A 24496-nucleotide genomic window follows, 5' to 3' on the forward strand; every position below is an offset into this window, starting at 1 on the left:
TCTGTATTTGTTGGATTTTACCTAAGAATATTTTATATTCTGCAAAATCAAACCTATAATGTCATGCGTTTTTTATCTCTTCTGATTTTTCTAATGGTTTGTTTCTCTTGTGCGCAAACGAACAACCCTCAATTGCAAGAAACTTCCTCAGAACCAGTTTCATTGGTTGGCACCTGGGATCTGGTATCGTTTATTGCGCCTGATGATCCTACCAAACAGTGGCGAGATCATGGAGATTCGATCCTTTATCAGAAACACCTGACTCCTACTCATTTTACGTGGGTCATGTATGACTTAAAAAATGACCAGATGATTGGTATGGGTGGCGGCAACTACGTGCGCCGAGAAAATCAATACGTTGAAAACATTGACTTTTTCCATCCTCCTGCAAGCAGCGAATTGGGGCAATCCATTCCATTTGAAGTTAGGTTTGAAGATGGGAAATGGTATCACACCGGCTATGCCAAAGAAATGGAAATGGACTTTGATGAGGGTTTGATGGTCGTTGCGGATTCCACTAAAATAGAAGAAATATGGGTCCGAACGCAGGAACCCGTGGCCGAGAGTAATCAGCTAGTTGGCACATGGGACCTACACCAATATCGCTACGATGCCAACGAATCTTACTATGAATACCCAGCAATGATGGGGTATCTGAAACTGATCACTCCCACTCACTTCATTTGGGTAAAATATGACAAAGAGGGAGATCAAATTTATGGTTCAGGAAGTGGACCTTATCGTTTCGATGGCGATCGCAATTATGAAGAAGTGATCCAAATGATGCATCCTCCCGCTCACACCTTGCGAGGTACGACTGTCCAGTTCACCATTGACGTCAGTGATCATCGCTGGGACCTGTATGGCTATGGCCTACGACAACCGACCAACGATACGCTATTGATCGATGAAGTATGGGGACATCACGCGAATACCCTTGAAGAAGAAGTAGCGATTAATTTCTAGCGTTATTACAGTTGGATTAAACAAGTCTTAAGAAGGGTACAATTGTCTTTTTGAAGTTATTTTACCAGATGTCCTCGAACTTAGTGATGGTATTTGGCTTCCTCCATGCCGTCATTTTGAATGTTTTTAACTAAGTTACTTCATTGACTATATCATTGCCATGAGTCTGATTAAAAACATCATCAAGTTCTTCTCACCCAGAGCATTTAAAAATGATCCGTACTGATGGCTTACTAATCAAATAGGTCATATCGCAGGTTCTGCCTGGATCACCTATGCCGTTTTCCTTTCATTAAATAGTTTGACCAATTTGCCGGAAACATCCTGCAGATGGATTGCCATTGGCGGTATTGGGAGCTTATGGACTTTCTGGGAAATAAGACATCTGGTGCTTTCCGGAGACTGGAAAGACTTTTTTGAAGACCTGGCATTCGAACTGACAGGTGTAGCGATCGTTTACAACTATTTGACAGCAGGAATCATCATCAGTCCCATTCTTGTGTTGTCATTGCTTCTGATCAAGTACGGCAAACTGCTAAAAAATCCTGCGGAAGAACCTCTACCAGACTGAACTTCTCCCGGGATTATTAAATACATGACACCTGAACTTATTCCATCCTCAACCGATCTGCCGGATTGGTGGTCGCGCCTTTGAACGTGTGATAAGCAATGGTAATTCCTGTGATCAGGAATACAAACACTGAAACTTTCACAAAAACCCAGGGCGTGATCCCTACAGAAAAAGCGAAAGTCTCCAACCAGAGCTCGGCAACATAGTACGCCAATGGCACGGCAAATAATAAACTCACTGCTACTAGTCTAAAATAGTTGGTCGCCAGAATAGACAAGATGGTTTGTTGACTGGCTCCCAGCACTTTACGAATGTTGATCTCTTTTGAACGTCGTGTCACACTGTGGCTTACCAATCCAAGTAATCCAATTGCAGCGGCCAAAATCGCTATTGATGTATAGATGGAAAAAATCTTACTCAAGCGTTCCTCCGACTCATACATCTGAGCAAATTGCTGATCCACCAATTCGAATTCCAGGGGTCGAACAGGTTCCAGTTTTCGATAAGCTGTCTCCAAATGTGCAATGGTCTCGCGGTAGTCTCCTTTACCTAATCGAAGCAGGATGTAGCTAAAGTTATCGCGATCAATGTGAAGGACTGCTTTTTCAACGGGGTTATGTAAGCTATTGAAATTAAAGTCATCGACTACCCCAATGATCCGGCCACGTTTCACCGTGTCTTCTTCTCGCCACATCTTCCAGTTCATGGGTTCCCCTACGGCTGCCTCCGCATTGGCGAACCCAAAGTCTTTTACAGCTGTTTCATTGATGACAAAGGCGTCCTGCACATCACTTTCCAAATCCGGAGAAAAACCTCGCCCCGCAATCATGCGCATGCCCATCGTTTCAATGTAATTCGCATCTACAATGAACATCCGAGTATTGAATTCATTCGGCCCCACCTTTGGTAGCACCACACCATCTCCGGCCACCATGCTTCCGGGGATCCCATAACATAACGAGGCATGGGTGATATTCGAATGTTCCGAAAGCGTCGCTTTTGCAGCCTCCAGATCACTTCTCATGCTACGTGTAATGGGAATGTACAGGAGGTTTTCTTTCTCGAAACCCATGTCCGTGTTTCGCAAATAATCGTATTGATCCTGAATGATCAATGAAGTGATGATCAGAGCCGTGCAGAGCACATATTGCAAACCAACAAGCGAATTTTTCAAGGACAGCACTGCCCACCTACTCCGATTCCTGGTGAGTCGTACTTGCCCTCTCAAGGAATCCAGTGGTGATATTTTGGTAATCAATAACGCGGGATACCAACCCGAAACACCTCCTAGTAACATGATAAAACCAACGAAGAGCAATCCGCTTTCCAAGGAAACAATATCAAAGAGCTCGAAGGATTTATTTGTGAAATTGTTGAAATAAGGAAGCAACAAGGCCACAACGCCCAGACTCACCAAACCTGCGAGAGAACAATACATGATGGACTCCAGCACGTATTGCCCCATCAATTGCTTTCTTTTTGCGCCGACAAATTTTCGTACGCTGATGTCTTTGTTTCGATACAAAGCCTGGGCAGTGGTCAGGTTGATGTAATTGAAAGCCGCAACTAATAAGATGATGATCGCACTGATCAGTAAAAAGATCACTGCCTGATAGTCGGATACCTCGGCAATATCGAAATCAAAGCCTTTCGAATGTAAGTGGATATCCGCCAATGACTGAAAGGTCGGGCGATAAGTGAAGCCTACTTTCTCTGTGATTTCATTGGACTGACTTGCAATTCCTGCGCGGATACTTTCAAATAAAGGCTCCGGATCTACCCCTTTCTTCAATTGTACATAGGTGAAGAATTGTTGCCAACGCCAGCTTTTCATGCGATGATCAGGCACATATTTGGTCAACAATTGGAAGGAAAAGATGTAGTCTACTTTTAAGTGAGTTTGCCCGGGCCGATCCTCGAATACACCCACAATCTGCATACTCGACCTGGTCAACTTCACCGTTTGAAATTCGAAAGGTGCTTCTCCGAAGAACTTCTTATACAGTGTTTCTGAAACCAACATGGTATTCGGTTCATTCAATCGATCGAAATCACCTTCCACCAATTGATAATCCAGGATTTCCATGGCAGCAAGCTCTGCATAGACCCCTTGCTTCTCCGAGAACTTCTTGTCTCCAACCTGAAACAGGGTTCCTCCATAATCAAAAAAGACCCGTCCCATTTTCTCTACATCAGGATAATTCTCCGTGACAAAGGGTGTAAAGATGGGTGGCACCATGGCCACGCTTTTCTGAAATTCGCCCTCCAAACCATAGTTGCGGAGATACACCCGGTATTTGTCTTCATGACCCGGAATGAACTGATCGTAAGCCGCTTCATCATTGACATAGATCGCAATCAGGGTAACACTGGTGATGCCAAGCAATAGTCCGAAAAGATTAATTGAAGAAATAACGCTCTTGCGTCGGGCAAAGCGAAAGGACGCTTTGAGGTAATGTTTCAACAGATCCATTTGTGTACTTTTTGAGTTTTTGAATAATGGTCGGGAAACAGAGGACCGCAGTAAAGAGACCATGTCCATGAAATAATACCACCGCGCGAGAAAAGGACCTTTTTCTTCTACTCGTTCTTCAAACAGCTGATAGAGGTCTCCTTCGAGTCCCTCTTGATGCAATTCGTGACAGAACCAGGCAAAGAACTTTTCTAATATACGTGGAGGATCAACTGACTTCATGGTATATCAACACTTGGGATCATTCGGATCATCTCAGATCGCATGGCATGAATTTGTTTGAGCACATCGGTTGCATAAGTAGTGAGTGAATAAAATCGCTTCCTTCTACCTCGCCTGTCCTCAGTCGCTCCTTCCATAGAAGAAGTAAGGTAGCCTTTGCTTTCCAGTCGGGTCAACGCGCTGTGCAAAGCACCGATACTAGGGTTCCTTCCGGCTTTTTCTTTCAAATAAGCCCTGATGGAAATCCCATAAGCTTCTTCACCCAACACCCCGATCGTGAGCAAAACCAACTCTTCGAATTCTCCCAGATTAGTTCCCTTCATTGATCAATGTTTCCTGTTTGTATACAAATGTATCAATTTATATTTCCTGTTTGTAGAAAAACCATGTAATCCTATTTGTGTTTTATTACAAGTCACCTTTACAAACTGTACAGATTTTAGTAACAATTGTTACGTAACTCACTGACTATAAGAAACATCAACTCGATTCCTGACTCAAGTCACCTACCTGTCTTTGCTGGTCTCCTAGCTTAGTCCTTGAAATCAAACGACAGGAATCATGAAAAATATAGTCGTCCTCGGCAGCAATTTTGCAGGCTACACTACCGCTTTGCAATTGAGTAAAAAGCTCAGAAAGAAACGAGATCAATACCAGGTCTTCGTTGTTTCTCCAACCCATGAGTTCTTATATGTACCTTCTTTGATCTGGGTACCTTTCGGCCGGCGCAAGGTCAAAGATCTTCGCTTTGACATCCGCCCCATATTAGAAAAGAAAAAGATCCAATTTATCGAGCAGCGTGCCGAACGTGTAGAGCCGGATGCCAACCGTGTTTGTCTTCAGGATGGTACCCTGTTGGAATATGCCTATCTGGTAGTCGCTACAGGCGTTTCTATGAATTTTGACTTCCTTGACGGGTTGAGGCCGGAAGACAACAAGATCCAGAACATAGTTATTCCCAAATTGGCCATGAAGACGCAGGAAGCCTTTGAAGAACTAATCAAAGATCCTGGGCCTGTAATTGTAGGAGCCACACAAGGAGCAAGCTGTATGGGTGCCGCTTATGAATACCTATTCAATATGGACAAAGAATTGCGACGCCATAAAGTCCGTGATCGGGTAAAACTTTACTGGATCACCCCGGAACCTTACATCGGACATTTTGGAATTGATGGCATGCCTGGAGGGGAAAGTATGCTCAAAATGTTCATGAAGCTGTACAACATTGAATGGATCATAGATGCGAGCATTAACAAAATTGAGGAAAATAAGATCATTCTTAAGGATGGTACAGAACTCCCTTATAAAATGGCCATGCTTATGCCTCCATTTGAAGGTGCAGAAGTCATGAAAAATACCCCGGAACTGGTTGATGAAAAAGGATTTGTACAAACAAAGGCCTCTTACCAGCACATCAAATATGATAATGTATTCGCAGCTGGCCTGGCAGTGAAAGTCCCTGCTCCATTTGAAATCAAAAACACGCCATTTGGCGTACCAAAAACAGGATATCCCAGTGACGTAACCGGAAAGATCGTCGCGAATAACATCGTAAAATTGGTTGACGGAGATACAAAGTTGGAAGAAAAAGCCTGGGGCAAAATCCCAGCCATATGCATCATGGATGCAGGCCATAAGGAAGTTTACCTCCTAGCGAATCATTTGTTCAAACCAAGGCAGTTTGCCATTCTTATACCTAATGTACTCAATGATTTTGGTAAAGTGATGCTGGAGAAATACTTCCTCTGGAAAAACAGGCACGGGTATGCCTGGATGCCTTAATATAAGGATCATTCCTGTTGGATGTTGGTAGGACTCGTATTAAATACGGGTCCTTCTTCTTTACGATTGCTAAATATTTACACGCGCTAATCAGTTGGGCTAATAAGATGTACTCGTACATACAAATCGACTCAATCCTGCTCTCCTGTCCATCCAATGCATTTATTTTGCAGGCAATTAAGAAAGACGATGAGATCACAGTTGATTACACCGGAAGGGATGGAAGGTTTGAAAGAGGAGCTCGATCACCTATGGCGAGTGGAAAGACCAGACATTACCAATAAAGTGACCTGGGCTGCCAGTCTCGGGGATCGATCCGAAAATGCCGATTATCATTACAATAAAAGACGTCTTCGTGAAATCGACAAACGACTGCTTTACCTGCGTAAATGCATAGATAACTTTAAAGTAATTGATTATCACCCTCATATGGATGGGAAAGTGTCCTTTGGGGCCTGGGTGGAAATTGAGAACAAGGAAAAGGGCCTAAAGAAGCGCTTGCGAATTGTAGGGTACGAAGAATTGATTGGCAATCAAGATCACATCTCGATGGACTCTCCTATGGCCAAAGCGCTACTCGATAAAAAAGTGGGTGATCAAGCGATTGTGGAGACGAAGGTGGCCAACTTTGTGTGGCACATTCTTTCGATAGAATATGTAAAGAACTAAATGAGCTTGCCGAAGCCAATCCAGGATTCACAGTCCATTTACTAATCAAGTCGATTTCGACAGGCTCAATCTGACAGTTTCTACATTATTAATCAATCGTTATTTTCTGAGCTTCGATTAATCGCTTCTTTGCCATTGTAGACTAATCGGGTCGACCAGGGGATCGGGTTTCTAAGTGCATAATGCGCCATGCATCCGTTCTCCGCTTCATTGAGTAAGTCCTTGATATTTTCCTCAGGCTCGGGACTGTCAATGATCACATGCGTCTCTACCATGTCACATCCGCCATTGGTCATGTATCCGTGCTCACGCATGTGTCCAAGATTGGTTCTGAAGATGATGCGCTGTTCTAATTTCAGGCTATCTACCTGGATCTTACGGGCTGTAAGAATATCTGTCAAATGGGTCATGAGGCAAAATCCAATTCCTGCAGAAAAGAAGGCCAATGGTGGTGGTGCAGTATCTTCTCCTACCGGAGGTTGTTCATCACAATACAATTTAACCGGACTAAATCCAGGTATATTCACCGAAACCACACCCGTTTTACTTTGCTTCGTACCTGCTTCTGCACTAAGGTTTACTTCGAAACGATACGGCTCGGGGTGTTTGGCCTTTTGGAATTTCTTCGATTCATATTGGGTTTTTGCTGGTTGCTCTGAACTGAGTTCACCGACTCGATAAAACTTCTTTTCTGACATATCAATTTTTCTTCTCCGGCAAATGTATGATTACGATTGCATAATCATTGGACGAAAATGGACGAATAAGCACTTTCACCACTTGCACCTTCCTTTTTTTAAGCCAGGAGCAGCTACGCTCAAAAAGTGAAATTCAATCGGGTGTAGAAATATGCTCCCCGAAGATCAAATTGCCGAACATTAGGGCTATAGGTGAATACACCGTTTCGAATATTTTCGCTGTGCCTTAGCTTATCAGGATATTGATTAGTCACATTTAGGGCACCAATGGTCATATCCAGCTTGTTAAAAAAGCGATATTTCACGTCAAAATTAAATAGATCTTTAGCGGCAAATTGCTGATCCCTGGACTCCACCTGTCCTGAGTTTTCATTCAATTCCCAATTAAGAGGATTATTATCTCTGGGGTGCAAAAACTCTGTTTCTCCATACCGAACGTGGCCTATTGTGAAATTGATCTTGTTCAGTGTAACTGAAAAATTGTTAATCCATTGATATTGAGGAACAAACGACTCTATCTGAACGGCTTCTGCCCGGTAATTATCCTCTACTGTTTCGCCATCTAACCCCTCGACTCCCAATACTTCTGTTTCCATATAGCTCAAACTTGAATTAAAATGGATGGCTGTTCTAGGAAAGTTATATTGTGCTGCTAAAACCGCGTCAAATCCCCTGGTACGCGTATCAAAAAGGTTCGTAAACAACTCCACAAACTGAACATCATTTGCGATATAAAAGTCGATAACACCTTCTACCAGTTCTTCAAGGAAAGGATCTCCTTCACCAAGCTCTCTAAATGCCTGAATTGGAATTCTGGAGGTCAGTCCAATTCGATCTTTGATATCTGTTCGGTACGCATCAATGCTCAGGGAAATATTCCGATTGATATTGGAAGTAACTCCCACGCTAAAGCTTTCGGAGGTCTCGGGCTGGAGCACTGTTACAAACGGAAGAAAATTCCCTATAATAGGTGTTTGTGAATTGATCAATTGTACGTTTTGAATCGCTCCGTTGAGGGGTTGAGTCGACGTACGCTGATAATATAATTGGTGTAAGCTAGGAGCCTTAAAACCTGTATTGTAGGAACCCCTTACTGTCAGTTGATTCGCAAATTTGTATCTTGTGGCCACCTTGTGCGTTGTTTGTGCACCGAAATCAGAGTACTCCTCATACCGACCGGCTAGCGACAGCAGGAACTTATTTAACGAATAATCTAACTCGGCATAGAAAGATCCATTGGTCCGTATTTCTTCCAACGCATCGGATTCATTGACACCAAAGTAGCCTTGCATTCCCGTAGCAGCAGTTCCCCATTGCGTCGAATCTTCTATGAAGTTACCCATGGGGTCAATCAGGTTGCCATTTTGGTAGGATTCCAGCTCACCGTCAATCAAATCATACTGTTCCTGTCGGAATTCTCCACCAAATGCCAGATCTATTTCGCCAAGTCCTAGTTGAAACTCGCGGGAGGCATCAAAACCAAAAATATCATGACCATACTTATAAGCACCTGTGAAACTGGACAAAGGAGTTAAAATACTCAGAGAAGCATTATTGAAGTTCTCCACGGTCACATCGAATTTGGAACTTGCCGTAGAGAAGCTTACATCCAGGAACCACTCCCCGACATGACCATCAATTCCCATGTTCAGAGACCGATCTTCTAATTCAGAATTTATTCGTGGAGAGAATCCCCATTGGTGATACAACAGTACAATTTGATCGCTTTGTACGGGATAACGAAAAGCGCCGTTAATGGAGCCCAACCTGTAATTCACACCTCCAAAACCATAGAAGTCAAATTGATCAGTCAATTCCAGGCGGGCATTAACCAGAAATGACCCATTTTGAAAGCTACTGCTCCCCAATTCATATGCTGTATTATTTGGAAACGGGGATTCACTAAGGACACTATCTCTCAGATTGGGTAATCTCTCCAGTGTATCAGAGGTGAAAAGTCGACCACTGTAGGCCCCACCCCGATTGACCGCATCTTGTTTATTATAGGCTGCAGTTACATTCAAAAAGCCTTTGCGTTTGAGCGCCATGCCGTAGTTGAATTCGATGTTCTCAATCCCGCCATCTCCTTCCATGGATTCTCCAGCATAAGAAGAGATCACTGGTGTGGAGGGTTGGCGCTTGAGGATGATATTGATGACTCCACCTATCGCATCGGAACCGTATTGAGAGGAAGCCCCATCTCGCAATACTTCCACCCGATCAATGGCTGTGAGTGGAATCGTATTCAGGTCTGTACCTGCGGTTCCTCGCCCAAATACATCCTGAATGTTCAGAAAGGCACTTTTATGTCTCCTTTTCCCATTGACCAACACAAGGATCTGATCGGGGCCAAGCCCACGTAATGATATAGGATCTACCATATTGATCGGATCATCGATGGATTGCTTTACAGCGTAAAAACTTGGCAATAATTGATGCAGTGCCTGTGCCAACTCCACCTGACCTGTACTCAGCAATTGATGCCCGTATACCACATCAATGGGCACGGGTGATTCTAATTGATTCTGTGTCACTGCAGTCTTGGTCCCCGTGGCCACATCTGCATCCATTAATTCGCTTTCCATTTCTACGTCCAATTCCTTTTGATCAAGGTTCTGCAACTCAATGGTGATCACGGTTTCATTATAACCCGGGAGCTTCAGGTTCAGGTTGTGGAATCCCGTATCAATTTCAAAGGCATAGTAGCCATTATCATCCGTATAGGTTCCATAAGGCGAGTTTTCAATATTCACAGCGACATTCGCCAATGGTCCAAATCGATCATATACTTTCCCTGTAATGAACCCATACTGTGCCGTAGCTACCATTGGAAAACCTGCCAATACCCACAAAAGAATCTTCAATTTCATTTAGCGCCTTTTATTCGAACAATTATAGCCTCGGAGGCAACTCGATCACCATCATTGGTCGTCACTTGAAACCGGTAAACACCGGGAATATTTACCTCTAATTCGTACCCTTCGGCGACAACATTGGTCCCTTTGAGCCATTTAAAATCTCCTTTCACGTTCGATCTGCCGTGCAATAATCCCCGTTGATTGAAGGTGACAAATTGCCCTTCTTCAATGTAGGTATGTGGCTTAACAAAGGATTTGATGGTCACAATGATTGACTCAGATAAGATGATCTGTCCTTGTTGGCTGATCGCTTTCACCTGATAGCGGCCCTTCCGATTGACCTGGGTCACCGCACCATTGGTAAACTGCTTGCCTTCATAATACCAATTAAATGCTACTCCTTTCAAATTCGAAACGGCGTGTAATTCACCATTGCCTTCAAAGGTCACCGAATCTCCCTCCAGAATGCTAACCTGGATTGGGACTTCTGGTTTTGGACGTAGCGTGATTGGTTGTGTAAGCGAGGTTGATTCCCATGGCACTTGTCTCTCATTGGTTCGGCGAACAACGGAATTTCGAACATTGGCGAATACATCCTTAATTTCCACATCAAAAGCCCCCATATGAGTGAGCAAGGCATTGGTGTATTCTCCGTTTCTTCCGTTGCCATCATAAGCTACTTTTCCAGGTGCCGTCGCAAAGGAGATAATGGTGCCAGGTGGCGCATCCATTAATGCCAGTCCGTCATTCTTGTCTGAAGCACTAACCAACGTAAACGGATTGCTGCGACAGGCATCCAGAATGATGATATTGGCATCGGCCTCAGCTGCCTTGATGGAATAAATGATGGAGTTTGCACTCACGCAATTGCGTTTGATCTCTGAAATGGAAGTTGCAATCGCATCGATGGGCACGAAATAGTTCTTACCTCCAATTTCCAATCCATGCCCGGCGTAGTAAAATAAGACCACATCGTAATTCCTGATTTTTCGGTTGAATTCTTTGATGGCTTCCTGAAAGGATTCCTTACTCAGGTCCGTGTAGAGGTCCACATCGAAATCCATTTTCTCCAACAAGGCGCCCATATCATTGGCATCATTTGTTGAATTCCGCAAGGTTTCCAGATAGGCATAATCAGCGTTACCAACCACCAGTGCGTACTTGCTTTGTTGGGCAAGCAGAGTAATTGGCCCCCAGAGCATCCAAAAGCCAAGTAAACCGGTTTTGATCAAGTTTTGTCTGTTAGGCATTTCTCGCTTCAATCCTGATCCTGATATCCATTAATTTGAATCTAGGAGGAATTTTTCTTTCAGCTACAAATATGGATACAAGCTTTGGGATTAAACCCCTACTAGTTCAACGATTATCCCGATGATAGAAGAAACTACTTCTGCCTGAAGCGGCAAATTTCGTGGTTGGGATGACCAAATAAGGAGCTGAAGTTTCAGTTCTGAAATGTGTCTGAAGTTGCCCTGAAGAAAATAGAGACACTTCTGGTATTGAGCCAGAAGTATCCATTAGTATAATGATAAGTTTGATATGAAATTGAGATTCCTTTTTTAGGCACTCGCCTTGAAGGCTGACAGAGGCTATTTCTCAAGATCGCTCCAACACCAACTTATTTTGAAGGTATAAGTAGCGACAGTAATTCTCTCCAAGCGAACCTTTCGACAACTCATATGCTTGCTTGAAACTTTCAGTAGCTTCTTTCTGATTACCCTGATTCAAGTGATATTCTCCCAAGGCAAGGAAATTGGCTCGATTTTTTGGATCACGATTGATCTGTGCCTCCAAAATGGCCAAGGATTCTTTGGGTTTGCCTTGTACCAGTAACTTGTTTAGACCATAGTAGTAGGCATTAAATCCAGCCGCTTCGCTAAGTCCTTCTTCAAGTAGGGCCTTTCCCTCTTTCTTCTCCCCGATGGCCTGTAACCATTCTCCTTTCAGAACTTTGTAATTGAATGTATAGGCTCTTCGATAAGCTTCATTTTCATTATCATCAATTTTCGTTTTAGATGAATCGAGATAAACCAGTGCCTTATCATAGGCATCCTTGTCCCATTCTAACGTACGCAAGGCCAATTCCTGGTATTCAGAAGCCGTTTTATCCGTTTTACCTACGAGGTTTTTCATGATGTTCATAGTGGCATTGGTTTTTACTTGAAACATCACTGCAGTATTCTCCCACCGCAATTGTATGTCCACCGATTCAGATTCTGGATTAAGAAAATCATAGCTCAGCCATTCCTGAAAAGGCAGTTGTCGAGTCTCAACCGGGACGCGGATTACATCGTTGGCTTTGTCATAATTGAACGCTCCCCAGGACTTACCAGAAGAGAATATCAAGATCCATTGATCTTTTTCTACCAGTACCACAAATCCGTACGATCCTGCCGGTAAAGACTTACCATTGATCTGAACATCGTGACTGAACTCCATTGAGGTTCGCTCGTTGGACCCGGCGCGCCAGGGATATTCCTTGCCATCTACTACAAAATCAAAAGGTACAATACCCCCAAAGATTTTCCTGCCATTCACGGATGGGCTGTGATACTTGATGGTGATGTCGCATTTCCCGATGTTGGCGCTGCTTGTGCGAGATTGACTGACGCGTGTTTTTCCGCCAACATCCTGGCCTTGAACCAGAAATACGGCAATAAATAAGCAACTGAATATGGTAACGATCCTTTTCATAATGTTTGAGTTATTGACTTTGGTTTTTGACAAGGTTACGAGGCTGTACCTTGTTCGGACCTCTCAAAAGGATTCATTCCCATTCAAAGCGGTTCAGGACGTCAGAAGTTGAAAAATGCCTAGCTTCCGGACAAGGCATGGCTTCGACAGGGTCAGCATGAGATTTTCTAGAAATAATAATCAAACAAGTTTGTGGAGACACAAACTTGGGCGGAAAAAATATAAGGTACAGATCTTGCTAAGGATAATGTTCTGGCCTTGCTAAGCCATCGTTTGAGTCCTCTCAAATGACAATTTAGTAGGAGAGCGAAGGAAGTTTGTGGGGACTCAAACTTCGGTGGGGAGACATTTCTATAATGACGAAAGTCTGTTTATTCCCCTGCAGTCAGGAATGACTCTGGGATGGGAAATTTTTCACTTTCCATTTGCCAAAACATGGACATAATCCAGTAGCGCTCACCATCGTAGTAATAATTGTAGAGCGTAACTCCTCTTCCTTCAGCGGTCTTGTCTTCCATCCAGAATTTATACGTACTAATCACATTAACTAACGTACCATAAGTTGTTACCTCACTACTGATTTCTTCTTCATAAAAGCCTTTCTTATCCAGATAATCCAATTTTTCGAGGTAACCATCAAAATCAAATTCCATGAGGTTGGCCTTGTTTTCCGCAGTGGACCAATAGCTGTAGGTAAAGGCTGCATTTGGATGAAAGAGGTCGCGCAAACGATCAAAGTCACGTTTTTGACCGATGGGTCCGGAAATGATATCGTAATAGGCTTTGGTAATGTTCTCAACGGAGGTCACATCTTGTTCATATTGTGCTTGAGTGATGGTTGGTAGAAAGAATAAGGAAACCAAAAAGAAAGTGGTAATGAAAGTCTTCATATTGATGAGTTTAAAGTAAAGGAATCTTGGCATCCGTACTGTTCTGAAGTTCAAAGGAACTCACCTCTCCAATCCCTAAAAACTTAAACCGCACACCCACCAGTCTCCCCATGGTTTCTTGATAAGCGGCACTGTATACTTCCTCATCCTGAATACTGACAAATACTTCTTGTTCTCGAACTTTGATGGACAATTGCTTTGGCGTCGTGAAGTCTGCACTAAGCGCAGACAAGTCATTTTCTTTTCCTCTGAGATAAACATCATTGAGCATCAGGTTGAGATCAGAACTGCATCCGATTTTCGAAAAAGGAATGATCATGGCGCCATCAGTTCCAATGAAGTAAATCGCCATCCGTTGACAAACGGCCCAACGTTCGTCGAACACATTGACAATCGTAGCATTGAATGTAAAATTATCCCCGGAGACATTGCCCAGGTCATCAATCCAATGGAGTGAAGTAACCAAAGGCTCTTCTCTATTGGCTATCTCTTTGCGTGTTTCCTCGGGAATTGTCAATTGCGAGCCCGACTTTATCGGTTGAAAATATCCCGGCACCGGATCATATTCCAATTGTCCGAGCCAACCATTGCTCTTGAGGAACAAATCATGGGACTGAGCTTCCTGCCCTTCAACCATCAATTTGGCCTTGAAATATCCAGGGTGATAATAGATTCCGGTAGCTTGTGTTTGTCCTTGTGCCAGCGATACGGTTTTAGTCGGGTCCCAATATTGCTGAATGTGCAAACTGTCTGTTTTAATGTGGCCGGGGATATTAAAATCAAAAACGACAGAATTAGGGTATTCCCGACTCAAGACCCGACTGGAAAATTGAAACTCAGAAGAATTGATCTCCAGCGGTGGCCTCCGGTTACCAATCAGGGAGATCACAACAATCGCCAGCAAAAATCCGACCGTGACATACATCCCTTTTCCTGGTGCCTTGATCTTGAATTTTCGCACGGGTCTGGTCATCTTAAAGCTCCGCCAATTTTCCGACCCTACAAAGTTGGACAAGGCGTCGAGGGTAGTGGTACTTGGCATACCCGTATGACTTACTACACCAAAGAATCGTTTCAAAGTGGCCACACTCAACATGGTACCTGTTGCTTCGAAGACCTTCTCGGAAAGCTCTTCAAACATTTTACTGTGCCAGGAACTGACTTCTCCCCATTGCAGGGTTGTCTCCACCTGCAATTTCAAACGTTCAATATTGGGGTCTTGTGACTTATCAGACATAGGTCAAATGTCAGCAACAAAGTGCTTCGAAACAACTGTGAATCATAATGAACGACTTTGTCAGCGCAAGTTTTGCCCAACATGACAGGTTGCGCCGTAAGTATGCAACATGAAAAAGCTCATCATAATCACAACTCTGATCCTATGCCTCCAGGAAAGGAGCACCGGACAAATCATTCCTATTGATACCACTAACTGGCAGATCTTCGCAAGGTCCTATATCCTGGAAAACTTCAGAGGTCAGGATGCCATCTATTTACAAGGTGGCTCTATTGTCTTAAAAGACACAGAATTCCTGAATGGAATCATCGAATACGATATTTTCCTTAAAGAGGAGCAAGCTTTTCCCGGCATCTACTTCCGTTCGGATTTCGATAAAGGCACTGCCGAACACTTCTACATCCGTCCCCATCTATCGGGAAAACCTGACGGAAATCAAGCCATTCCCACCATTCAGAACATCACTGCATGGCAATTGTATTTTGGCCAGAGGTATTCTTTCCCTTATGAGTACAAATACGATGACTGGACCCATGTAAAGATCCTTGTCAATGGAGACAAAGCACAAGTCTTTCTCGACTATAGTGAAGCCCCACATTTATCCTGGGATCTTTTTTTACCTGCTAAAAAAGGCGGCATTTCTTTATCCGGTGGAAACCGATCAGGCATGCATATCGCTAATGTAAAGGTTTCACATGAAGCTCCTGAAATCAAAGATTTCGCTCCGATAAAACGCAAGCCCATCGAAGGTGTATTCCCCAATTGGGAGATTTCGGACATGTTTGAAGAGAAGCTATTGGAAGACCCCAACAAAGTGGACCAAGTCTTGAATGGCCGAAAATGGCAAGGAAAGATTGAAATTGATGAAGGTACTGCTGCGAATATATCCAGGATTCAAAACCTGAGAGACGGCACTCCGGGGAACACAGTCTTAGCCAGGGTAATCATCCAATCAGATCGAGACCAGATCAAGCTGTTGGAATTCGGATACAGTGACCGGGTGGTGGCCATCCTCAATGGAAAATCCATCTACCGCGGCAATAACGGCTATCGATCAAGAGATTATCGTTACCTCGGCACCATAGGATTGTTTGATGGTATCTATCTGGACTTGAAAAAAGGAAGAAATGAGTTGATCCTGGCCGTATCAGAAAACTTCGGCGGCTGGCTGGTCACTGGCCGCATTCAGGATATGCAAAGCATCACTATCAAATAGTAGCGGATAGTGATAGGTTGAAGCACGTTCCTTTCTACAGGGCGTGCTTTTTTTGTTTATAGTATCGTTACAAGCTCCCAAGTCTCAGAATTGGACTTATTTGAAGGATTAAGTCTACGCAACCCGGTCTTCGTGACCCGGTCCTTTAGAATTAATCCAGCATCAGTGCTTTTCTTCAATCCTGTAATAACCAGAAAATTGCCGCTTCTTGCTCTTCAAATAGTTTGGTTTTCTTATGTTGACGGGTAACCTGAAGGTAACCATTGTAAAATATGGTTTGCATTTTAGTCAAACCAACTACAGCAATTTTCTTCATATCTTTATCCAATTCCACGCCAGCTTGTTTTAAAGCCTTGATGATCTCAGGATTGGCTTTCACTCCCGTGAAATCAGTAAGAATTAATACATCTGTTCCTGCAGCTTTTTGAATATTATAACTAACGTTAAAAACACTCATAAGGTGCTCCCCTGTTAGCTCACTGTAATTCGCCACCAAAATCCTTTTACCCGCCTCTACGTGCCAGTTCACCCTCGATTGATAATCCATTCTTGTCTAAGCAAGTCACAAAATTAATCTCGCTATGACAAATAACGAATAAATAAATGGCGCGTTTTCCACCAGTCAAGCGTTGCTTCGTTTTTACTTTCAGGAAAATATGATTAGAATTTGTGATAACAACTAAAGCGGTGGCGGAAAAAAATTCTTTTTGGTGATACACTGAAATGGACAGCTACTAAGGCTATTACTTTGATATTGCTACATTATTCTCTTTCATCCATTCTTCCAGGCTAGCTCTGACTAATTGTTCAACTCCCAGGTTTTTGGCAATCTTCTGTTGTGCCTTGATGATCGCAGTATTGATGAAGGAGTGTTCGATTACTTCTCCTGGTTCTACTCCCAACTTATGTATCAGATTCGTCACCCTTTCTCCTCCAAATAGCTGGAAAAATGGACTGTCAATAGAAGCGTAGCAATTCAATTCCAGCCGTTTGTCCTGGGCTTTTTGAACAATAATTGAATCGCGCTCAGCCAGCGGGTAGATCTCAATTACAAATACTTCAGGTGTACCATAGATTTCATTCGACAGAAACTCTTCTGCATCTAAGACCAGAATACGTGCACCTGAATTCCTGTCTGTATTGAAATCCACTTTGGCGGCAGTCAGCAATTGCTCCATTTCAGAACGCGTGTTCTCAAAGTGATAGAGCAAAATGAACTTCTCATTGGAAGCTTCCAACATTTTGGTTGCTAAAAAACGATACTTCTCTACTTCTGAAACGAAGAACTTATAATTTGCCTGCGGCGATTTTGCAGACTTCTTGAATAATCCAAACATGGTAATGGCGGTTTTTTACAAGATAAGCAACAAACATGTCCGTGTCAATGAATCCTGAATCAGGTGGAATATGTACCGCTCTCAAATAAGCTGAACACATTTTAGATCTCTAAGCCAACAGATTGATCTATTCAGTTCTTCCTACTCTAATTGACGACAGGAATCTTGCAATAGATTCATTATGATTCCAATATTCAACGGTTATGGTGTATATCATTTGCTCGTTGGCATAAAACACATTTCACTATCGTGTCCGTCGGGTGGACAAGTCCCGGATATATATTTAACGGCATAAATACCATTCAGTAAAGTATCCGTTTTACTGCTTGTTGAACATTTTATGTTATGAAAAATTCCTGCGGCATACCGCTCCAAAGTTTCATTACCGATGAATCGCGGAGTTCGAATACTTACAATTCCAAAATTGCATCGAGTGATCTTATTCTGATATAATACGCTTTTCATCACCGATCCGTTTTTCAGGCTATCGATTCGGCTTACTGAAAGAGCCTTAGCCGGTATTGTCGCTGAAATTTCAAAAACAGGATCATGATAGTTCTTTATTCCATGGCCTGTTTCGCATGAAAGGGTACAACTAATGAAAAATAAGCCTAAAAAAGTTTTTATCAGTTTAACCTTTCCTTTCACCAGAAAACGTATAAAACATGGCAACTCTTGCGTACTCCGCCCAACCTTACCCATAGATACTAAACTACTTGTTCCGCGCCATACGACAAAGGTCTTTGTTTGGCTCCTACACACAACCACAAATAATATTTATCATACAATTACTTTTTCGCAATCACACCAAATAGACTAAAGAATTACTACTTTCGCGAGACCAAAAATGAGACTTTATGCACCCCATTAAAATCATAAAGAATCGTTCCGATATTGGTGCGGGAACCCGTGGTTCCGATATGGGAATAGATGCCATCGAAATTGCTGCGATCAATAGCGATAACGACTACTTCACACGCTTTCCTTTTGTAGATGTAGATACCCACAATGAAGCCATCTACAACAAAGTAAAGACCACCATTGCCAAAAGAATTGGTTTCGTTCGGGAACAGTGTGAACGCGTATCTAACGCACTTCAGGAAACGTTAGGTGAGCAGCATTTTCCGATCGTATTGTCCGGAGACCATAGCTCCGCGCTGGGTACCATGAGTGGCATCAAAGCGCATTTCAAGGACAAACGACTGGGTATTGTCTGGATCGATGCACATGCTGACATGCATTCACCTTACACCACCCCTTCAGGTAACGTTCATGGTATGCCGCTCGCTGCCGCACTAGGTGAAGATAACCTGAAGAATCAGATCAATGAAGTGACAGGTGTCGCCAAAGAAGAATGGGACAACATGAAGAACATCGGGGTACCGGGACCCAAATTCCTGCCACAGGATCTTGTTTTCTTTGGCGTGCGTGATACGGAACCACCAGAAGACGAAATCAGAATGAGCCTTGGCCTCCGTAAATACATGGTACATGAGGTACGGTTCCGTGGCCTGGACCATGTGATGGATGAAGTGATTGAAAAACTGTCCGATTGTGATGTGATCTACATTTCTTTTGATGTGGACAGCCTGGATTGCGATCTCATCTCCAAAGGAACTGGCACGCCGGTTTCCAAAGGATTTGACCCGGATGAAGTCGTACAGATTATCAACCGACTGATCAAAACCGATAAAGTGGCCTGTTTGGAAGTGACAGAAGTGAATCCCCTACTGGATGAAAAGGGTAACAAAATGGCGGAAACGGCTTTTGAAGTGTTGGATCAGGTAACCGATACGATTGAAGGAAGAGGTTAATCTAGCGTTTCGAGTGTACAACTCGGATTGACGGTTAATCTGCCCTGTACCAAGAGTTTACTCCCGTCAATAGCTTGCCGAAGCTTTCTGATATTCATTTAGGAAGCTTCGTAAGGACGGGAGATTTGAGTCATTTAGACTTAATTTTCACCAAATGAGCCGAACTGTAACCCCTGAGATCGTCATAGAAGGTGCGAAGACCAACAACCTTCAAAACATCTCATTGCGCATTCCGCATCATCAACTTATTGCGGTAACTGGGATATCAGGTTCAGGTAAATCCAGTCTGGTTTTTGACCTGATCGCCCAGGAAGCCCAACGTCGTTACTTTGAAACGCTCCCCAACTTTGCACGACAGTTTTCAGGTAAACTGAACAGACCGGAAGTAGACGTCATTGAAGGACTCTCTCCTGTCATCGCCATTGGCCAGCAAACCTCCGGTATGCACGCCCGCTCTACCGTGGGCACCCTCTCCGACTTGTATGATTTTTTGCGCTTGTTATTTGCCCGTACGGGTACAACAACGAGCGATATCCAACTTTCCCGTTCACTCTTTTCCTTCAATTCCATCGCAGGAAAATGCCATCAATGTCAGGGAATCGGCCAGGAAGAAGAAATTGATCTGAACCGATTGATTGCCGATCCGCCCAAAACCATTCGGGAAGGCGCCCTCGCCACTACGCTGCCTACAGGCTATATCATGTACTCCCAGGTGACCATTGATGTGCTCAACCAGGTATGCAAAGCAGAAGGTTTTCACGTTGATATTCCCTGGAATCAACTTACCAGCGAGCAACAAGCCATCATTTTGTATGGTAGTCAAAAGATCAAGGTACCTTTTGGTAAACACAGTCTGGAATCTCGGCTCAAATGGACCGGCATCAAAGCCAAACCTCGTGAAGAAGGCTTTTACAAAGGCATGATCCCCATCATGTCTGATATCCTTCGGCGAGATCGCAATGCCAATATCCTGAAATATGTCCATGCAATAACTTGTACTGCTTGTCAGGGTGCCCGGCTGAACCAGGATGCCTTGAGCGTGCTGGTGCATGGTCAATCCATTGCGAACATCAGTTCCTTCGAAGTTCAGGCTTTGGCCGATTGGATAAAGTCCAACAGGTGGTCATCCGTCGCTTCACCCATTACCCAACAGCTGCTACGGCGACTGGAGGTCCTTGCTAATCTGGGATTGGGACATTTGACACTAAACCGACCCGCCAACACCTTGCGCCCCGGAGAAATCCAGCGCATACGCATCGCCAATCAGATCCTCGCGCCACTGAGTAATGTCCTATACATTTTCGACGAACCTTCCGTAGGGCTGCATCATACCGAACAAGCGGTAATGATGCAATACTTCCGTGGATTGGTGAATCGTGGAAATACCGTCATGCTGGTGGAGCATCAACTCCCAACCATTCGCAGCGTTGACCACCTCATTGATATCGGGCCAGGCGCCGGAAGCAACGGGGGCACTGTATTATTCAACGGGACTTTACAGGAATTTCTTCAAAAAAAGCCCTTAACCCAGCATAACCCCACTCACCGTGCGTTGACGGAACCAGTATCACCAAGAAAATCCAAAGGCGGAAAACAACACGGTGTGCTGCGCCTGGCGGGATGTCACGGCCGCAACTTAAAGCACATTGATGTCTCCTTTCAGTTAGGGAAACTCAATATCATTAGCGGTAAATCCGGCACAGGAAAGTTCACTTTGGTAAAAGACACATTAGTTCGACTCATTCAACAAAAACTTGGCCTTCAGGAAACAGATGAGCCTGTCTCAGTGGAATCTGGAGAAAACCTGGACGCCATCCAACAACTGGTCTATGTGAGTCATACCCCCATCGGTAAGACACCACGCAGCAACCCGGCGACTTACCTGGGACTGGCAGACCATATCCGCGACTTGTTTGCGAGTCTACCGGAAGCAAAAGCCTCAGGATTCACCAAATCCCGGTTCTCTTTCAACAACAAAGGTGGACGATGTGAAACATGCCAGGGAGCAGGAAAAGTTCAAATCGGGATGCATTTCCTGGGGAAAGTTGATCTCACTTGTGGTACTTGTAACGGCAATCGGTTTAACGAATCCACGTTGAATATTCGGTACAAAGAAAAGTCCATCGCAGACTGTTATCGACTGTCTGTTGATCAGGCAATAGATTTTTTTGAAGGACAACCTAAGATTCTAAAAGGCCTACACATCCTTCAGGAAATTGGATTGGGCTATTTATCGCTCGGTCAGTCCTCCACTACCCTCTCAGGAGGTGAAGCACAACGCATCAAAATCGCCAACCAACTACAGAAAAAAGATACCGGGGATACACTATACGTACTCATCGAACCTGCCTTAGGGCTGCATCATCAGGACATTAGTTCGCTGATGCAGTTGTTTGATCGATTGAAAAGAAACGGAAACACCATTGTTTGCATTGAGCAGCAAGAAACCATCATCCAGTCGGCAGATTGGCACATTGAATTAGGTCCCGAGAGCGGCATGGCCGGTGGGCATATCCATCATATGGGACTACCACAACCCATGCAGGAGCATCAACCAGCACCCGCCTTAACCATCACTCCTGCTGCTAAGCATAAGATGATATCGTTGCAAGGCGTAAATACACATGGTCTGAAAAACCTGCAGGTTGACTTTCCAAAAAACCAATTGAGTGTGGTCACGGGCGTATCTGGGAGTGGCAAGTCTTCGTTGGTCTATGACACGTTGTATGCCGAAGCTAACGCCAGATTCACGGCCTCACTCTCCACTTATCATCGAAGTTTGCTACAACAAAACAATCCATCAATCATTCGGTCCTACGAAGGGTTAGGGCCAGCCATAGGCATTCGTCGCAAAAAAGGTACTCCGAACAAGCGGTCTACCGCAGGTACCTTATCTGGCGTATATGATGCTTTTCGCCTGCTCTACTCCAGGATCGCGCAACAAGCGGGTAAGTCCTTCACCGCACAACATTTTTCCTACAACCATCACCTTGGCGCATGCCCACACTGTGAGGGGATCGGTACACTAAGAAAATGCGACCCTGAAACGTTGATCACCGCCCCGGAAAAATCACTCCTTGCCGGAGCCCTGTCGTCCAACAAAGGCTTAACCTATTATGTCGATCCACATGGCCAGTTCATGGCTACCTTAAATACAGTAGCTCAACACCACCACTGGGACTTCAATCAGCCCTGGAACGAATTATCCGAGGAGATTCAATACGCTGTACTTTACGGCACTGGTGATCAATCTTGGGAGGTGACCTGGCATTTTAAAACCAAAACGAAGACGGGCAGACAAAACCTTACGGCCAAATGGCTGGGGTTGTGTACCTACGTCGAAGACGAGTATCAGCGCCGGTTACACAACAAAAACATCGAACACCTGGCCGTCCTGATGCATGATGTAACCTGCACAACTTGCCAGGGAAGCCGGTTAAAACCTGCCTTACTAGCCATTCAATTCTTGCAAAAAAACATCCATGAATTGACCCAGCTGACCATCAGCGACTGCTTAACTGCGTTGGATCAGCAACCTGATGACCCGGTCATTCAGCAAATAGCGGCAGTGGTTTTACCCGGTGTAAAGGCTACCCTAAAAACGATGCACGAGTTGGGTTTAGGGCATCTGCAGTTGAATCGAGCTATTCATACGCTTTCCGGTGGCGAATGGCAACGCGTGACACTATCCGGGCAGTTGTCGACGCACTTGTATGGGGTAACCTATGTGCTTGATGAACCCAGTATCGGTCTGGACGCGCAACAAGTCACAGTCCTGGTCAATGTCTTGCAGGAACTGATCCGCAATGGGAATACGGTAGTGGTCGTAGAACATGATCCTGACTTTATTCGATCCGCCGATTACGTGGTAGAAATGGGGCCTGGTGCGGGCAGTACGGGTGGAGAAATTGTTTTTCAAGGGCCCACCAAAAACATCCAACAGCATTTAGATTCGGCTACCTATAAGCTAGTCCACGCTTCAGCCATTGAACAGATTAAGCCAAATCAGCATGACACACAGACTTTTGGAATCAAAGGAGCGGCCAGCAATAACTTGAAGCACATCGATGTGACCTTCCAATCGGGACAAGTCACCACCATCACCGGCGTATCCGGCAGCGGTAAATCAAGCTTGATCAGGGAAGTCCTCTATCAATCATGGCTGAGGCAAGGCCCGATCAATTGCAAATCAGTTCATGGCCTTGGAGCATTTGAAGCTGTGGAATGGATCGATCAGGATCCTTTGACCCAAAGTAGGCTGAGTTCGCCTACTTTGTACCTGGGCTTACTGGATGCGCTTCAGGGCTTATTCTCGAAAACAGAGCAAGCCAAGCAGGGGAGCTTCAAAAAAGCCGATTTCTCATATCAAAGTAAGCGTGGGAAATGTCCAACCTGTTCGGGTCATGGAGCCGTGAAAACCAGCATGGACTTCATGAGCGATCTGTGGCTCACCTGCGATACTTGCCAGGGGCTGCGGTACCATCAGGATATCCTTGCCGTGACTTATCAGGAAAAAAATATCGGAGAAATCCTACAACTAACGATTCAGGAAGCGATTTCTATTTTCCAAGAAACCCTATCCGATCCCTTACAATTACTCATCGATTTAGGACTGGGACATTTGCAACTGGGTCAACCTTTTAACACCTTATCAGGCGGTGAAACACAGCGATTGAAACTAGCTAAGTCGCTGCTGAATAACCGAAAAGGATCTACCCTCTATATCTTTGACGAACCCAGCACCGGATTGCATTACCTCGACTTACGGAAATTGATCCAGGTCTTTCAATCCTTGATTGATCGGGGCGATACGTTGATTTTCATCGAACACAACCAAACCCTGATCCAGGCGGCTAATCAGGTGATCACCTTAGGACCGGGAAGTGGCGATAATGGTGGATGGTTGGTGTGATTGGGTGAATTCTATGTCCTCTAACAGTGGAACAGAAATGTACGATGTTCATGCAATATCAATTGGTACTACTCCAGCAAATAGAATAGTACTATTCCAGGATTAGAGAATGTATTGCTCAAGGTTTGATGAATGTACTATTCTAACAATGAAGAAT

The 24496-nt window shown here is 44.2% G+C and carries 17 protein-coding genes; 7 read left to right on the plus strand and 10 right to left on the minus strand.

All coding sequences use genetic code 11. From position 1 onward, the window contains the following. Positions 1–63 precede the first annotated feature (63 nt). Together R8G66_01965 and R8G66_01970 are read left to right on the plus strand one after the other, a co-directional pair. Positions 64–966 (plus strand): hypothetical protein, encoded by a 903-nt coding sequence (locus R8G66_01965; protein MDW3191091.1) that lies wholly within the window; start codon positions 64–66, stop codon positions 964–966. A gap of 310 nt (positions 967–1276) precedes the next feature. After that, a complete protein-coding gene (locus R8G66_01970; GenBank protein ID MDW3191092.1) occupies positions 1277–1537 on the plus strand; it encodes a hypothetical protein in 261 nt (86 codons plus the stop codon). 37 nt (positions 1538–1574) lie between these two features. Here R8G66_01970 and R8G66_01975 read toward each other — a convergent pair whose 3' ends face one another. Beyond that, complete coding sequence (locus R8G66_01975; GenBank protein ID MDW3191093.1) at positions 1575–4232, minus strand: FtsX-like permease family protein; 2658 nt, start codon at positions 4230–4232, stop codon at positions 1575–1577. Next, a complete protein-coding gene (locus R8G66_01980; GenBank protein MDW3191094.1) occupies positions 4229–4555 on the minus strand; it encodes a helix-turn-helix transcriptional regulator in 327 nt (108 codons plus the stop codon). Before R8G66_01980 ends, R8G66_01975 begins: the two co-directional genes overlap by 4 nt. 238 nt (positions 4556–4793) lie before the next feature. Here R8G66_01980 and R8G66_01985 point away from each other — a divergent pair, with 238 nt between their 5' ends. Beyond that, entirely contained in the window at positions 4794–6014 is a 1221-nt protein-coding gene (locus tag R8G66_01985; protein ID MDW3191095.1) for an FAD-dependent oxidoreductase, read from the plus strand. A 189-nt stretch (positions 6015–6203) separates the two neighbouring features. Beyond that, on the plus strand, positions 6204–6683 hold the full coding sequence (gene greB, locus R8G66_01990) for a transcription elongation factor GreB (GenBank protein ID MDW3191096.1): 480 nt from the start codon (positions 6204–6206) through the stop codon (positions 6681–6683). Positions 6684–6775: 92 nt separating this feature from the next. Here the strand turns inward: greB and R8G66_01995 are convergent, their stop codons facing one another. The 6 genes from R8G66_01995 to R8G66_02020 form a co-directional block, all read right to left on the minus strand. Next, on the minus strand, positions 6776–7381 hold the full coding sequence (locus R8G66_01995) for an OsmC family protein (GenBank protein ID MDW3191097.1): 606 nt from the start codon (positions 7379–7381) through the stop codon (positions 6776–6778). Between the two features lie 119 nt (positions 7382–7500). After that, positions 7501–10251 carry a TonB-dependent receptor gene (locus R8G66_02000; GenBank protein ID MDW3191098.1) on the minus strand — a complete coding sequence of 917 codons (2751 nt, stop codon included), beginning with the start codon at positions 10249–10251 and terminating at the stop codon, positions 7501–7503. Next, a complete protein-coding gene (locus R8G66_02005; protein MDW3191099.1) occupies positions 10248–11489 on the minus strand; it encodes a caspase family protein in 1242 nt (413 codons plus the stop codon). Before R8G66_02005 ends, R8G66_02000 begins: the two co-directional genes overlap by 4 nt. Before the next feature lie 346 nt (positions 11490–11835). Continuing rightward, positions 11836–12933: a DUF2911 domain-containing protein gene (locus tag R8G66_02010; protein MDW3191100.1), complete on the minus strand. Its 1098-nt coding sequence runs from the start codon at positions 12931–12933 to the stop codon at positions 11836–11838. Positions 12934–13304: 371 nt separating this feature from the next. Next, the gene (locus R8G66_02015) at positions 13305–13823 is read right to left on the minus strand and encodes a hypothetical protein (GenBank protein MDW3191101.1); all 519 of its coding nucleotides are present in this window, start codon (positions 13821–13823) and stop codon (positions 13305–13307) included. 10 nt (positions 13824–13833) lie between these two features. Then, positions 13834–15060: a hypothetical protein gene (locus tag R8G66_02020; protein ID MDW3191102.1), complete on the minus strand. Its 1227-nt coding sequence runs from the start codon at positions 15058–15060 to the stop codon at positions 13834–13836. A gap of 109 nt (positions 15061–15169) precedes the next feature. Here R8G66_02020 and R8G66_02025 point away from each other — a divergent pair, with 109 nt between their 5' ends. Further along, entirely contained in the window at positions 15170–16276 is a 1107-nt protein-coding gene (locus R8G66_02025) for a hypothetical protein (GenBank protein MDW3191103.1), read from the plus strand. A 175-nt stretch (positions 16277–16451) separates the two neighbouring features. Here R8G66_02025 and R8G66_02030 read toward each other — a convergent pair whose 3' ends face one another. Together R8G66_02030 and R8G66_02035 are read right to left on the minus strand one after the other, a co-directional pair. Beyond that, positions 16452–16769, minus strand: a complete 318-nt coding sequence (locus R8G66_02030; protein ID MDW3191104.1) for a hypothetical protein — start codon at positions 16767–16769, stop codon at positions 16452–16454. Positions 16770–17019: 250 nt separating this feature from the next. Further along, on the minus strand, positions 17020–17613 hold the full coding sequence (locus tag R8G66_02035) for a hypothetical protein (GenBank protein MDW3191105.1): 594 nt from the start codon (positions 17611–17613) through the stop codon (positions 17020–17022). Positions 17614–18470: 857 nt separating this feature from the next. Between R8G66_02035 and R8G66_02040 the strand changes: the two genes are divergently transcribed. Together R8G66_02040 and R8G66_02045 are read left to right on the plus strand one after the other, a co-directional pair. Further along, positions 18471–19427, plus strand: coding sequence for an arginase (locus tag R8G66_02040; protein ID MDW3191106.1), 957 nt, complete (start codon positions 18471–18473; stop codon positions 19425–19427). 154 nt (positions 19428–19581) lie between these two features. Beyond that, positions 19582–24339, plus strand: coding sequence for an ATP-binding cassette domain-containing protein (locus R8G66_02045; protein ID MDW3191107.1), 4758 nt, complete (start codon positions 19582–19584; stop codon positions 24337–24339). Positions 24340–24496 lie beyond the last annotated feature (157 nt).

The sequence above is a fragment of the Cytophagales bacterium genome, assembly GCA_033344775.1.
GTDB lineage: Bacteria > Bacteroidota > Bacteroidia > Cytophagales > Cyclobacteriaceae > JAWPMT01.